Below are 13,105 nucleotides of genomic sequence, written 5' to 3' on the forward strand. Positions count from 1 at the left end.
TGGTAGCGGCGGTGGTCTGAGTGTAAAGCTGGTTTGAGACCCCCGCCACAAGGACGTTCCTTTTCCCTCCGAACAAGCCCCGACATGTTCAGACCTCTCTTCGTATTCATCGGCACGCGTTATACCCGTGCAAAACGTCGCAATCATTTCGTATCGTTCATTTCCCTGACATCCATCATCGGGCTGGCCCTTGGCGTGGTCGTGATGATCGTCGTGTTGTCGGTGATGAACGGCTTCGACCATGAAATGCGCACCCGCGTGCTAGGCATGGTGCCCCACGCCACCATCGAATCCGGCGAAGCCATCAGCGACTGGCCAAGCCTGGCCGCCAAGGTCAAGCAGAACCCGCAGGTGCTGGCCGTTGCGCCGTTCACCCAGATGCAGGGGCTGCTGACCCACGACGGCAAGGTGTCCAAGGTTCTGCTCAATGGCATCGATCCGGGGCTGGAGCGACAGGTGTCGATCATCGACAACTTCATGCAGCAGGGTCGGCTCGACGACCTGGCGCCGGGCAGCTTCGGCATCGTGATCGGCGACAAGGCCGCGACCAAGCTGGGCGTGGCCATTGGCGACAAGCTGACCTTCGTCGCGCCGGAAGTCACCGTGACCCCGGGCGGCGTGTTCCCGCGCATGAAGCGCTTTACCGTGGTCGGCATCTTCCATGTCGGCGCCGGGGAACTGGACGGTTACCTGGGCGTCACCAACCTCCAGGACCTGGCGCGCCTGCATCGCTGGAAACCGGACCAGGTCCAGGGGCTGCGGCTGAAGTTCGACGACCTGTTCCAGGCGCCGCGTGCCGCGTGGACTATCGCCCAGCAGCTCGGCGAAGACCGCTACTACGCCCGGGACTGGACCCGCACCCACGGCAACCTGTACCAGGCGATCCGCATGGAAAAGGCCATGATCGGCCTGCTGTTGCTGCTGATCGTCGCCGTCGCTGCGTTCAACATCATCTCCACGCTGGTGATGGTGGTGAATGACAAGAAAGGCGATATCGCCATCCTGCGGACCCTGGGCGCCACGCCGGGGCAGATCATGCGCATCTTCATGGTCCAGGGCACTGTCATTGGTGTGATCGGTACGCTGGTCGGTGCCCTGGTCGGGATGTTCGCCGCGCTGAACGTCAGCGCGGCGATTGCCGCCCTGGAAGGCCTGATCGGGCACAAGTTTCTCAACGCCGACGTGTATTTCATCGACTACCTGCCATCGCAACTGCAGGCCGACGATGTGTTGATGGTCTGCGGCGCCGCGTTGATCCTGAGTTTCCTCGCCACCCTGTATCCAGCCTGGCGTGCCGCGCGCACCCAGCCTGCGGAGGCGTTACGTTATGAGTGAGTCGGGCATGAGTGAAAAAGCGATCTTGAGCTGCCGCAACCTGGGCAAATCCTACGAGGAAGGCCCGGAGTCGGTGGTGGTGTTGTCGGGCCTGCAACTGGAGCTGCATCCCGGTGAGCGTGTGGCGATTGTCGGTACCTCCGGGTCGGGCAAAAGTACCTTGCTCAACCTGCTGGGCGGCCTCGATACGCCGAGCGCCGGCAGCGTCTGGCTGGCGGGGGAAGAACTCTCGGCGCTGAACGAGAAGGGCCGTGGCCTGTTGCGCAACCGCTCCCTGGGCTTCGTCTACCAGTTCCACCATTTGCTGCCCGAGTTCACCGCCCTGGAAAACGTCTGCATGCCGCTGTTGATCGGCCGCACCGCGATTCCGGAGGCGCGCCAGCGTGCTACCGCGTTGCTGGAGCGGGTAGGGCTGGGCCATCGCCTGGAGCACAAGCCGGCGGAACTGTCCGGCGGCGAGCGCCAGCGGGTGGCGATCGCCCGGGCCCTGGTCAACAAGCCTGGCCTGGTGATGCTCGACGAGCCCACCGGTAACCTCGACTCCCACACCGCCCAGGGCATCCAGGACCTGATGCTGGAACTCAGCACCTCGATGCGCACCGCGTTCCTGGTGGTGACCCACGACATGAACCTGGCCCGGCAGATGGATCGCGTCCTGCATTTGCAGGAAGGTTGCCTCACGCCCATCTGACCGCCCGCAACCCGGCGCTGGTGATACGCGCCGGGTCTTTAATTTTTCTACGGTGCTCCGCGAATGTTCAGACCGTTATCGATCTTCATCGGCACGCGCTATACCCGCGCAAAGCGCCGCAATCGCTTTGTTTCGTTCATCTCCATGACCTCGATGATCGGCCTCGCCCTGGGTGTGCTGGCGATGATCGTCGTGCTGTCGGTGATGAACGGCTTCCAGCGCGAAATGAGCTCGCGCATCCTCGGCATGGTGCCCCATGCCACCATCGTCGGGGTCAATCCGATCGATGACTGGCAGCCGGTGGCTGCCGCCGCGCTGAAAAATCCCGAGGTGACCGCCGCCGTGCCGTTCACCGAGATGGAAGGCATGCTGAGTTACAAGGGTTCGATGCAGCCGATCCAGATCAGCGGCGTCGATCCGGCCCAGGAAGGCAAGGTATCCATCGTCGCCCAACACATCGTCCAGGGGCGGCTCGATGCCTTGAAACCGGGTGAGTTCGGCGTGGTGATCGGTGAAATCACCGCCCGGCGCTTCCGCCTGAACGTTGGCGACAAGCTGACCCTGATCGTGCCGGAAATCAGCACCGCGCCGGGCGGTATCACGCCGCGGATGCAACGGCTGAACGTGGTCGGCGTGTTCAAGGTCGGCGCCGAGCTGGATGGTTCCATGGCCCTGATCCATCTGGCCGATGCCGCACAGATGCAGCACTGGCAGCCGAACCAGGTGCAGAGCGTGCGTCTGGCGGTGAAGGACCTGTACGCGGCGCCAAAGGTGTCCGGTGATATCGCCACGGGTCTGGGCGTGGACTACAAGGCTGATGACTGGACCCACACCCAGGGCAGCCTGTTCAGTGCCATGAAAATGGAAAAGACCATGATCGGCCTGTTGTTGCTGATGATCGTCGCAGTGGCGGCGTTCAACATCATCGCCACGCTGATCATGGTGGTAAACGATAAGGGCGCGGACATCGCGATCCTCCGTACCATTGGCGCCACGCCACGGCAGATCATGGCGATCTTCATGGTTCAGGGCACGGTGATCGGTATCGTCGGCACGGTGATCGGCGGTGTGCTGGGAGTGATCGCGGCACTGAATGTCAGTGAACTGGTGGGTTGGCTGGAGCGGGTCACCGGCCAGCACATCTTCAGTTCCGACGTGTACTTCGTCAGCAACCTGCCGTCGGAGCTTCAGCGCGGCGACGTGGTGCTGATCTGCGCGGCAGGCTTCATCCTGAGCTTCCTGGCCACCGTCTACCCGGCGTGGCGCGCGGCGAAGATCGAGCCGGCGCAGGCGTTGCGGTATTCGTAAGGCCAGCGCGGCCCCCTGTGGCGAGGGGATTTATCCCCGCTGGGCTGCGAAGCAGCCCCCGGAATAAATTCCGATTCACCCTGACACTCCGCGTGGCAGTTTTTAGGGCTGCTTCGCAGCCCAGCGGGGATAAATCCCCTCGCCACAAAGGGTTGGCGTTCGGCTCAACCTTCTTTCGGCAACTCAATCACGAACCGCGTCCAGCCCTCGGCTGACTCACACCGAATCTCTCCGCCATGGGCGCGGATGATCGAGCGGGTGATCGCCAGGCCCAGGCCTGCATGTTCGCTGCTGCCTTCCCGGCGGGCCGGGTCGGCGCGGTAGAAACGGTCGAACAGGCGCGGCAGCAAGTCCGCCGGGATACCTTCGCCGCTGTTCTCCACGCTCACGTTCAATGCCTGGGCCGTCTCGACAATTCGCACCCGTACTTCACCGCCTCTGGGAGTAAAGCGCAGGGCATTGTCCAGCAAATTGGACAGGGCTCGGCGCAACATGCCGCGATCTCCCGCCAGACGACCATTGCCCTCGCGGCTCAAGCGAACCTGGACGTCTTCGGCCAGCGGCGCGAAAAACTCCAGCAGCACATCCACTTCCTGCGCCAGCTCCAGCGGTTCGCGGTGGGGCGCCAGCAGGCCATGGTCGGCCTTGGCCAGGTAGAGCATGTCGTTGACCAGTTGGGCCATCCATTGCAGCTCTTCGAGGTTGCTGTGCAACGTCTCGCGGTAGTCCTCCAATGTGCGCTCGCGGGTGAGGGTGACCTGGGTGTGGGTCAGCAGGTTCGATAGCGGTGTACGCAGTTCATGGGCGATGTCGGCGGAGAACGCCGAAAGCCGTTGAAAAGCGTCATCAAGGCGTCCGAGCATGGCGTTGATGCTGTGGGCCAACTCCGCCAGTTCGGCAGGCATGTGGTCTTCGGGCAACCGGGCGTTGAGTGAGCGCGCCGAAACCCCGCCAGCGATTGCGCCCATGCGTCGCAGCGGCTGCAAACCGCGTCGGGCAACCCAGGCGCCGAGAAGGGCGGTTGCCAGTGCCGACAAGCCAACGGTCAGCCAGATCAGGCGCTGCATGCGTTGCAGGAAATGCTGGTGGTGGGTGATGTCCAGCAGCAGCGTCAGTTGCGGCGAGTCCGGGCGCTCGGGGTACAGCGCTGCGTTCAGGACTCGGTAATCGGTGTCGGCGTCGCTGAGAGTGGAAAGGCCGGGAGCTTCGGGCAGCCGGGCCGGAATCCGGATCGAGCTGTCGTACCAGTGCGCGCCGTCGCTGCCTTTGATGCGCAGGGCCAGGTCGGCCTGTCGGCTCAGTTCATCTTCCAGGCGGCGCTGGGTCTGTTCGGCATCGAGGTCCTGCAGGGCGCGGCGCAGGCCGATCAGCTTGCCTTCGAGCAACTGCTGGTCCAGCTCGACGAAATGCGCCTCGCTGGCGCGGCTGAACAGTACCCCGGCAAACAACGACACCACGGCGGTACAGGCGGCGAACAGCAGTGCCAACCGGCTGCTCAACGACCAACGGCCCTTCACAGGCTGCGCTCTTCGAGTACATAGCCCATGCCCCGCACGGTGTGGATGAGCTTGCCGGGGAATTCATCGTCGATCTTGAGCCGCAGCCGCCGGATCGCGACTTCGATGACGTTGGTATCACTGTCGAAATTCATGTCCCAGACCTGGGAGGCGATCAAGGACTTGGGCAGTACCTCGCCCTGACGACGCAGGAGCATTTCCAGCAGGGCGAACTCCTTCGCGGTGAGGTCGATGCGCCGGCCGCTGCGTTCGACACGTCGGCGGATCAGGTCCAGGCGCAGGTCCGCCAGTTGCAGGCTGGTTTCCTGGGGCGTCGAAGCGCCCCGGCGCAACAGACTGCGGACCCGTGCCAGCAACTCGGAAAAGGCGAAGGGCTTGACCAGGTAATCGTCGGCGCCCAGTTCCAGGCCGTGTACCCGGTCCTGCACCGCGTCCCGCGCCGTCAGGAACAGCACGGGGGTATCCAGTCCGGCCCCACGGACCGCTTGCAGAATCTGCCAGCCGTCGCGACCGGGCAGCATCACGTCGAGGATCAGCAAGGCGTAGTCGCCGCTCAGGGCCAGTTGCTGGCCGCTGACGCCGTCGGTCACCAGGTCAGCGTTGAACCCGGCTTCGCCCAGGCCTTGGCGCAGGTATTGGCCGGTTTTCGTTTGGTCTTCGACGATCAGCAGTTTCATAGGGCAGCTCGGGACAGGTTTCGGCACGGGGTTATACCGCGGCAGGCACCGCTGCGGCGCAAGCTGACAAAGTTGTAATCAGGCCGTCAGTCAACGGGCAACCAAGTCGGGATAGAGTTTTGCGCAAGTTGAATATTATCCACATGTTGATGGGAAAGTGTCTGATCCTGACCACATGTGCCCTGGCCTCCAGTGCGCCGCCGTGGTCCATGACCCCTGCCCATTACCCGGCCGGGATGAAGGGATGACCTGACCGTCAGACAGTAAGCACTCAAAGGCTTGGGCAAAGGCTGATAGAATCCGCTGATTATTCAGTCAGGTTTCCCTCATGAATCCCGCAGCCGAACATTCGCCGCTGGGCAAATCCAGCGAATACATCGCCACGTACACGCCGTCACTGCTGTTCCCGATCCCGCGCACCGCAAAATGGGCGGAGCTGGGCCTGACGGCCGACACGCTGCCATACAAAGGCGTGGATTTCTGGAACTGTTTCGAGCTGTCGTGGCTGTTGCCGTCCGGCAAGCCGGTGGTGGCGATCGGCGAGTTCGCCATCCCGGCGGACTCCCCGAACATCATCGAGTCCAAGTCGTTCAAGCTGTACCTCAACTCCTTGAACCAGACCCCGTTCGCCGATACCGCGAGCCTGGAAGCGACCCTGCGCCAGGACCTCTCGGCCGCTGCGGGAAAACCGGTGCAGGTGCGGGTTCGCAGCCTCAAGGACGTGGAACGGGAGGGCGTCGTGGCACTGCCTGGCGTTTGCATCGACGACCTGGATATCAGCGTCGACTCCTACGCACACCCTCGTCCGGAGCTGTTGCAATGCGATGAGTCGCGCATCGTCGAAGAGAGCCTGCACAGTCACTTGCTCAAATCGAACTGCCCGGTGACCAGTCAGCCGGATTGGGGCAGCGTTGTCGTGGAGTATCGCGGCGCGGCGCTGGACCCGGCCAGCCTGCTGGCCTACATCGTCAGCTTCCGCCAGCATTCGGATTTCCATGAACAATGCGTGGAGCGGATCTTTCTCGATCTGCAGCGCTTGCTCAAGCCGGAAAAATTGACGGTGTATGCGCGGTATGTCCGGCGTGGCGGGCTGGACATCAACCCCTATCGCAGTACTGAAAGCGTGCAACTGCCGAACCAGCGCCTGGTTCGGCAGTAACCACCCAGTTTGGGCAGTCCTGTGGGATCTGGGTTGCACATGATTTTCATGGCCGTCCCGGAACTGTTGTGGGAGCGGGCTTGCTCGCGAATGCAGTGTGTCAGGCAACGCTAAGGCTGCTGATCCAGCGCTTTCGCGAGCAAGCCCGCTCCCACAGGGAATCGCATCTGCCGATCAGATCCCCATGTTGCCCAGCGTCAGCATGATGTTGCGCAACGTCCCTGCAACGGCCGGGTGGCTGACTTCGAAGCGTTCCACGGCCAGGTTCACGCCATCCACCAGGCTGGTGTCCTGAAGGGTGTTCTCCAGTTGGATTTCGGCTTCGATCTGAGCCATCAGTTGTTGCAGGTTTTCGCGCTCAGGTTCGGACAGGGGCGGGTTCTGGTCCAATTGCTCGCGCAGGGCATTGAGTTGTTCTTGCAGTTCGAGGCGCGCCATTGGCATTAACTCCCATAATTGATAAGCACAGCCATGGACCGCGGCAGTGCGTCAAAAGTCCATGGCTTGCCCTAAGAGTAATCCACCCTCACGTTCCCTGCATGATCCCGGTCAGGGCTTCTCGCCTTTGAGCCGACGCAGGCTGATGTCTGCCAGGCAGGTATCCAGTTCGCCCAGATGATCGATGACCGAATGCACCCCCAGGCTGAATAGCTGCACCGTGGCCTTGGCGCGCCTGTTTTCCCGCTGCTGTTGGCTCAGGGCTTGCCATTCGCTGGGTGTCAGGCCACATAGCGAGCCGCAGGAGGCCAATCCGATGGTCCACAGGCCGGCGTTGAGCCCTGACTGAAGCAGACGGGGTTCGCCGCTGACCAATACGCAGCCGTCCAGCTGCTGGACGTTCAACGCCATCAGTGCCTGCCAGCAGGCATGGGGGGCCGGCCACGGATTATTTGTTGCAGGAAGTTGCGGCGATTTGATCCACGTTGGCAGCGACGCCGCCAGACCGTGACTGACGGCAGGCGACAGTTCATCGAGCCAGGCGCAGGGGATGTCCTGAAGTTGCAAGTGCCGCAGGCTTTCGAGGGCACCGGGTGTCGGCTGTGCGTGATCAGCCGGTGTTGCCCCTGGGTCGCGAATGCGTGCCCCGAAGTCCACCAGGCATCCGCTAAGGCCAAACAGTACGGCAGTGAAGCTGGGAACGGGGAGGGGCAGGGCTTCGGCGCGGGGCATTGGAATCATCCTTGAAATAAGCCGAGCCTAACGTGCTTCAATGACAGACCGGTGACAGGGAAATGAAAGGCGCGGATTGTGGAAAAGTCCTACGAGCAGCTTCTTTTTCCATGCTGCCTCTCGACGCTTTCCACTTTATACTACCCGCCATCTACCGCCTGGGCTCGGCGCCCTTGCCCGAATAAACCAAGGAGTTTTCCCTTATGCGCTGGAGCCATCGCCTAGCTCAGCTGTTTCTTTCCGCCAGTGTGCTGCTGGTGCCGTTCGCCGCTCAGGCCGCTACGGAAGAAGATCCATGGGAAAGCATCAACCGTCCGATCTTCACCTTCAACGACACCGTTGATACCTACGCGCTCAAGCCATTGGCCCAGGGTTATCAATACGTGACGCCGCAGTTCCTTGAAGACGGCATCCACAACATGTTCCGTAACATCGGCGACGTGGGCAACCTGGCCAACGACCTGTTGCAGGCCAAGCCGGCCGCCGCCGGGGTCGACACGGCCCGGCTGATCTTCAACACCACGTTCGGCTTGCTGGGCTTCTTCGACGTCGGCACCAAGATGGGCCTGCAGCGTAGCGATGAAGATTTTGGCCAGACCCTCGGCTATTGGGGCGTGGGCAGCGGCCCTTACGTGATGCTGCCGTTGCTGGGGCCAAGCACCCTGCGCGATGCGCCGGCCAAGTTCGTCGACAACTACACCACGCCTTATCCCTACATCGATGATGTGTCGGTGCGTAATTCGATCTTCGGCCTGAACGTCGTCGATACCCGTGCCAGCCTCTTGTCGGCCGAGAAGCTGGTGAGCGGCGACAAGTATGTGTTCATCCGTAATGCCTACTTGCAAAACCGCGAGTTCAAGGTCAAGGACGGTCAGGTCGAAGACGATTTCTGATTCGATCCAGAGACCAGCGGAGGGCGGCCTTGATGGCCGCCTTTCGTGTTTTTGCGCTATGTCTGGCCGGTTTGACCTTCCATTGAGTTACGCTCCGCTCGGTTCTTATAACTCTCTGTACTTTGACAAATAAAGACGGCAAGCGGCTATCCGCATGAGCTTGAAACGCCCCGCGGATGGGAGTACCGTCTGCGCCTTAGAAGGGCACCTCTGATGTAATCGTGTGTAGGGCAAAGGCCTGAAGCCGGTACGACAGAGAGGCTAGAAAGCGAATCCAGTAGTGCGTGCGAGGCCAGATGGCCGAGCCGACTACGCCAACCTAATTCTGGCGCCGTTTGCCCACATGCCAAAAACCAGTGCCACGCTGCTGATAATCGATGATGACGAAGTGGTGCGAGCCAGTCTCGCAGCCTACTTGGAAGACAGTGGTTTCAGCGTCCTGCAGGCCAGCAACGGCCAACAGGGTCTTCAGGTATTCGAGCAAGACAAGCCCGACCTGGTCATCTGCGACCTGCGCATGCCGCAGATGGGCGGACTTGAACTCATTCGCCAGGTCACCGAGATTTCCTCACAGACACCGGTCATCGTGGTGTCGGGCGCGGGCGTGATGAATGACGCGGTCGAGGCATTGCGCCTGGGCGCGGCGGATTACCTGATCAAGCCTCTCGAAGACCTGGCGGTGCTCGAGCACTCGGTGCGCCGGGCCCTGGACCGTTCGCGGCTGCTGGTTGAAAACCAGCGCTATCGCGAAAAGCTGGAAACTGCCAACCGCGAGCTGGAAGCCAGCCTCAACCTGCTCCAGGAAGACCAGAACGCCGGGCGCCAGGTGCAGATGAACATGCTGCCGGTCAGCCCCTGGTCCGTTGACGATTTCCGTTTTGCCCACCAGATCATCCCGTCGTTGTACCTGTCGGGGGATTTCGTGGACTATTTCCGCGTCGATGAGCGACGCGTGGCGTTCTACCTGGCGGATGTCTCCGGCCATGGTGCCTCGTCGGCTTTCGTCACGGTGCTGTTGAAGTTCATGACCACGCGCCTGCTGTTCGAGTCCAAGCGCAACGGCACGCTGCCGGAGTTCAAGCCTTCCGAGGTCCTGGGGCATATCAACCGGGGCCTGATCAGTTGTAAGCTGGGTAAACACGTCACCATGGTCGGTGGAGTCATCGACGAGGAAACGGGCTTGTTGACCTATAGCATCGGCGGTCACCTGCCGTTGCCTGTGTTGTATACGCCAGACAGTGTCCGGTATCTGGAAGGGCGTGGTTTGCCGGTGGGCCTGTTCAACGAGGCGACCTACGAAGACCACGTGCTGGAGTTGCCGCCGGTATTCAGCTTGACGCTGATGTCTGATGGCATTCTGGATCTTTTGACAGAGCCTACACTCAAAGAGAAAGAAGCGGCCTTGCCTGAACGGGTGAGTGCAGCGGGCGGCAGCCTGGAAGGCTTGCGCCAAGTGTTTGGATTAGCCACGCTAGGGGAGATGCCGGATGATATCGCCCTGTTAGTGTTGAGCAGGAACCTTTGATGAGTACTGGTAGAATCCAGTTCGCCGAGCAGGACGGCACATTTGTCCTGAAGTTTGTCGGTGAAGTGCGCCTGACCCTGTGTTCGGCGCTGGATGCGACTATTGAGCGGATCTTCACCGCGCTGAATTTCAGCGCCATCGTGATCGACCTGACCGAAACCCGCAGCATCGACAGCACCACCCTTGGCCTGCTGGCCAAGTTGTCGATCCTGTCGCGGCAGAAGGTCGGCCTGCTGCCCACCGTCGTCACCACCCATAACGACATTACCCGTCTGCTGCAATCGATGGGCTTCGACCAGGTGTTCAACATCGTGGGCGACCCGGTGCCGTGCCCTGAGTGCCTGGATGACCTGCCTGACCAGGACCAGTCCGAGGAAGAGGTGCGGATCAAGGTGCTCGAAGCCCACAAGATCCTCATGGGACTGAACGAATCCAATCGTGAAGCGTTCCATGACCTGGTGAACGCGCTGGAGCGGCCCTGATCCAGGGATGATCTGGCGGGCCCCATCGCGAGCAGGCTCGCTCCCACAGGGATTGGGGCTGTACTCATTTGATGGGGGCTACGCGAAACTTGTGGGAGCGAGCCTGCTCGCGATGGCGTCTACTCAGTCACTGATCTCCTAGCAAAGCCAAGTCATTCCCCAGCACATAAAAAAGGGGGCGAACCCATCAAGGTTCGCCCCCTTTTGCATACCTTTGAATCAACTCAGAGCTTGGCCTGCAGCAACGCTTCGAGCTTCTCCTGGTCCCGGGCAAACTGACGGATACCTTCCGCCAGCTTCTCGGTGGCCATGGCGTCCTCGTTGGACAACCAGCGGAACTGCGCTTCATTGAGGCTCAAGCGCGCTTCACCGGTTTGCCCCGGTGCCAGCTTGCGTTCCAGCTTGCCTTCGTCGGCGGCCAGTTTTTCCAGCAGATCCGGGCTGACCGTCAAGCGGTCGCAACCGGCCAGTTGCTCGATCTGATTGAGATTGCGGAAGCTGGCGCCCATGACCACGGTCTTGTAGTCATTGGCCTTGTAGTAGTTGTAGATGCGTGTCACCGACTGGACGCCTGGATCATCGGCGCCGGTGTAGTCGTTGCCGTTGGCCTTCTTGTACCAGTCGTAGATACGTCCCACGAACGGCGAAATCAGGAACACCCCGGCGTCGGCACAGGCCGCTGCCTGGGCGAAGGAGAACAGCAGGGTCAGGTTGCATTGGATACCTTCACGCTCCAGCTGCTCCGCGGCGCGGATGCCTTCCCAGGTCGAAGCGATCTTGATCAGCACGCGATCACGGCCGATGCCGGCCTTGTCGTACAGTTCGACCAGGCGATGGGCACGCTTCAACATGGCATCGGTGTCGAACGACAGGCGTGCGTCCACTTCGGTGGAAATGCGCCCTGGAATCACTTTCAGGATCTCTTGGCCGACCGCCACGCCGAAGCGGTCGCTGGCCAGGCCCACATCGCCCTTGCAGTCCGCCACGCAGGCGTTCAACAGCTCGGCATAGCCGTGCATCGCCGAGGCCTTCAGCAGCAGGGAGGGGTTGGTGGTGGCATCTACCGGCTTGACCCGGGCAATGGCTTCGAAGTCGCCAGTGTCGGCCACGACGGTGGTGAATTGCTTGAGTTGTTCCAGCTTGGAAGTCATGAGCGTGCTCTGTCCTATGGGTCTGTTGACATTACCCGAGGGCCGGCGGCCACTCAAGGGCGTGTGCGGGGATCGATGGCCCCTGTGGCAACAACCTGAAAACGGCTGTTTGAAAGGGCGGGGCAGGTACCGGTAGATACGATGCCAAAACCGCGCGCAGGTTCAACGAAAATGACCGTCAGCGCCCTTCCAGCAACCCCGCCGCCTGATCCAGCAGCGCCAACGGATCCTTGCTCTTGTGGATATCCACCGACAACAGTTGCCGAAACCGTCGCGCCCCTGGAAAGCCAGTGCCCAGGCCCAGCACGTGGCGGGTGATGTGGTGCATCGCCCCGCCAGAGGCCAGGTGATGGGCGATATAGGGCCGCAACTGTGCCAGCGCCTCGGCCCGGGTAATGACCGGCGCGGTGCTGCCGAATAGCTGCTGATCCACCTCGGCCAGCAGGTAGGGGTTATGGTACGCCTCGCGCCCCAGCATCACACCGTCGAAGATCTGCAGATGCTCATGGCACGCCTCGAGGGTCTTGATCCCGCCGTTGAGCACAATCTCCAGCTCCGGAAAATCCGCCTTCAACCGCGCCACCACGTCATACCGCAAGGGCGGGATGTCACGATTCTCCTTCGGCGACAGCCCCTCCAGGATCGCGATCCGCGCATGCACGGTAAAACTCGTGCAACCGGACTCACGCACCGTACCAACGAACTCGCACAGTTGTTCATAGCTGTCCCGCCCGTTGATCCCGATCCGGTGCTTGACCGTCACCGGGATCGACACCGCATCACGCATCGCCTTCACACAATCGGCCACCAACCCGGGATGCCCCATCAGGCACGCGCCGATCATGTTGTTTTGCACCCGATCGCTTGGGCAGCCGACATTGAGATTGACCTCGTCATAGCCATGCTCCTGGGCCATCTTCGCGCAGGCGGCCAGATCCCCCGGAACGCTGCCGCCCAACTGAAGCGCCAGGGGATGTTCGGTTTCGTGATGACGCAGGAAGCGCTCATGGTCGCCGTTGAGCAGGGCGCCGGTGGTGACCATTTCGGTGTAGAGGAGGGCGTTTTTGGAGAGGATGCGCAGGAAGTAGCGGCAGTGGGGGTCTGTCCAATCCATCATGGGGGCAACGGAAAAACGGCGAGACAACGAAGCTGGGGCTATGGGCATTGGGAAATCTGGATCTGCGAGACGGAAGTGGC

13 protein-coding genes are annotated in these 13,105 nt (G+C 61.6%); 7 read left to right on the plus strand and 6 right to left on the minus strand.

Annotated features, from left to right (window positions below):
- Window positions 1-84: 84 nt before the first annotated feature.
- The 3 genes from LOY35_RS09490 (at window position 85) to LOY35_RS09500 (ending at window position 3,334) form a co-directional block, all read left to right on the plus strand.
- The gene (locus LOY35_RS09490) at window positions 85-1,335 is read left to right on the plus strand and encodes a lipoprotein-releasing ABC transporter permease subunit (protein WP_258632067.1); all 1,251 of its coding nucleotides are present in this window, start codon (window positions 85-87) and stop codon (window positions 1,333-1,335) included.
- A 7-nt stretch (window positions 1,336-1,342) separates the two neighbouring features.
- Window positions 1,343-2,026, plus strand: a complete 684-nt coding sequence (lolD, locus tag LOY35_RS09495; RefSeq protein WP_177329223.1) for a lipoprotein-releasing ABC transporter ATP-binding protein LolD — start codon at window positions 1,343-1,345, stop codon at window positions 2,024-2,026.
- Between the two features lie 63 nt (window positions 2,027-2,089).
- Window positions 2,090-3,334, plus strand: a complete 1,245-nt coding sequence (locus LOY35_RS09500) for a lipoprotein-releasing ABC transporter permease subunit (RefSeq protein WP_258632068.1) — start codon at window positions 2,090-2,092, stop codon at window positions 3,332-3,334.
- Window positions 3,335-3,498: 164 nt separating this feature from the next.
- Here LOY35_RS09500 and LOY35_RS09505 read toward each other — a convergent pair whose 3' ends face one another.
- Together LOY35_RS09505 and LOY35_RS09510 are read right to left on the minus strand one after the other, a co-directional pair.
- Entirely contained in the window at window positions 3,499-4,851 is a 1,353-nt protein-coding gene (locus LOY35_RS09505; protein ID WP_258632069.1) for a heavy metal sensor histidine kinase, read from the minus strand.
- Complete coding sequence (locus LOY35_RS09510; protein ID WP_258632070.1) at window positions 4,848-5,528, minus strand: heavy metal response regulator transcription factor; 681 nt, start codon at window positions 5,526-5,528, stop codon at window positions 4,848-4,850. Before LOY35_RS09510 ends, LOY35_RS09505 begins: the two co-directional genes overlap by 4 nt.
- 328 nt (window positions 5,529-5,856) lie before the next feature.
- On the opposite strand from LOY35_RS09510, the gene queF reads away from it, so the two are divergent.
- Window positions 5,857-6,687: an NADPH-dependent 7-cyano-7-deazaguanine reductase QueF gene (gene queF / locus LOY35_RS09515; protein ID WP_258632071.1), complete on the plus strand. Its 831-nt coding sequence runs from the start codon at window positions 5,857-5,859 to the stop codon at window positions 6,685-6,687.
- 174 nt (window positions 6,688-6,861) lie between these two features.
- Here the strand turns inward: queF and LOY35_RS09520 are convergent, their stop codons facing one another.
- Together LOY35_RS09520 and LOY35_RS09525 are read right to left on the minus strand one after the other, a co-directional pair.
- A complete protein-coding gene (locus tag LOY35_RS09520) occupies window positions 6,862-7,125 on the minus strand; it encodes a DUF4404 family protein (protein ID WP_258632072.1) in 264 nt (87 codons plus the stop codon).
- 111 nt (window positions 7,126-7,236) lie between these two features.
- Window positions 7,237-7,857 carry an HAD family phosphatase gene (locus LOY35_RS09525; RefSeq protein ID WP_258632073.1) on the minus strand — a complete coding sequence of 207 codons (621 nt, stop codon included), beginning with the start codon at window positions 7,855-7,857 and terminating at the stop codon, window positions 7,237-7,239.
- 203 nt (window positions 7,858-8,060) lie between these two features.
- Between LOY35_RS09525 and LOY35_RS09530 the strand changes: the two genes are divergently transcribed.
- The 3 genes from LOY35_RS09530 (at window position 8,061) to rssC (ending at window position 10,757) form a co-directional block, all read left to right on the plus strand.
- Entirely contained in the window at window positions 8,061-8,750 is a 690-nt protein-coding gene (locus LOY35_RS09530) for a VacJ family lipoprotein (RefSeq protein ID WP_041021913.1), read from the plus strand.
- A 343-nt stretch (window positions 8,751-9,093) separates the two neighbouring features.
- The gene (rssB, locus tag LOY35_RS09535) at window positions 9,094-10,275 is read left to right on the plus strand and encodes a two-component system response regulator RssB (RefSeq protein WP_258632074.1); all 1,182 of its coding nucleotides are present in this window, start codon (window positions 9,094-9,096) and stop codon (window positions 10,273-10,275) included.
- Window positions 10,275-10,757 (plus strand): anti-sigma factor antagonist RssC, encoded by a 483-nt coding sequence (gene rssC / locus LOY35_RS09540; protein ID WP_041021915.1) that lies wholly within the window; start codon window positions 10,275-10,277, stop codon window positions 10,755-10,757. Before rssB ends, rssC begins: the two co-directional genes overlap by 1 nt.
- A 224-nt stretch (window positions 10,758-10,981) precedes the next feature.
- Here rssC and tal read toward each other — a convergent pair whose 3' ends face one another.
- A complete protein-coding gene (gene tal / locus LOY35_RS09545) occupies window positions 10,982-11,908 on the minus strand; it encodes a transaldolase (RefSeq protein WP_258632075.1) in 927 nt (308 codons plus the stop codon).
- Window positions 11,909-12,086: 178 nt separating this feature from the next.
- Window positions 12,087-13,073 carry a tRNA dihydrouridine(20/20a) synthase DusA gene (gene dusA, locus LOY35_RS09550; protein WP_258632076.1) on the minus strand — a complete coding sequence of 329 codons (987 nt, stop codon included), beginning with the start codon at window positions 13,071-13,073 and terminating at the stop codon, window positions 12,087-12,089.
- Window positions 13,074-13,105: the final 32 nt, after the last annotated feature.

The organism is Pseudomonas sp. B21-028 (assembly GCF_024749045.1).
Taxonomy (GTDB): domain Bacteria; phylum Pseudomonadota; class Gammaproteobacteria; order Pseudomonadales; family Pseudomonadaceae; genus Aquipseudomonas.